The sequence below is a fragment of the Pseudoalteromonas sp. SIMBA_162 genome (assembly GCF_046535955.1).
Classification (GTDB): domain Bacteria; phylum Pseudomonadota; class Gammaproteobacteria; order Enterobacterales; family Alteromonadaceae; genus Pseudoalteromonas; species Pseudoalteromonas marina.
The window spans coordinates 1-284 of record NZ_JAWJBQ010000246.1 but is presented as its reverse complement, the minus strand read 5'-3'; the positions used below and the strand labels follow the sequence as shown (position 1 = coordinate 284).

Sequence of the window (284 nt, the reverse complement as noted above, 5' to 3'; positions counted from 1 at the left end):
ATCACCTGACCGACGGAGTGAGCAGTGTCGCTGCCGAGTGCGTCGTCACTGGCATTGCGCGCGATGATGGCGTGGAGTGCCGGCAGGCTGGCGTGATTGTGGAACTGCCAGACGCCGTAGATGCGGCCATCGAAGGAGGCTTCACTGCCCAGTGTCGGGTCGACGGCGAGACCGGCGCCCAGCCCGAACATGTAGAGGCCCGCAAGACGCTGGCCGTGGATGTCGCAGGGATTGCCGTTGGCATCGGAATCCAGCCCGCCGTTCACTTCACGCAATGTGATGGG

Annotated in this window: 1 protein-coding gene; it reads right to left on the bottom strand. The window is 64.4% G+C overall.

Annotation, left to right across the window (positions count from 1 at the left end; genetic code table 11):
* A partial coding sequence (locus R0J88_RS19535) for a hypothetical protein (protein ID WP_410900804.1) occupies positions 1-284 on the bottom strand: 284 nt, incomplete at both ends.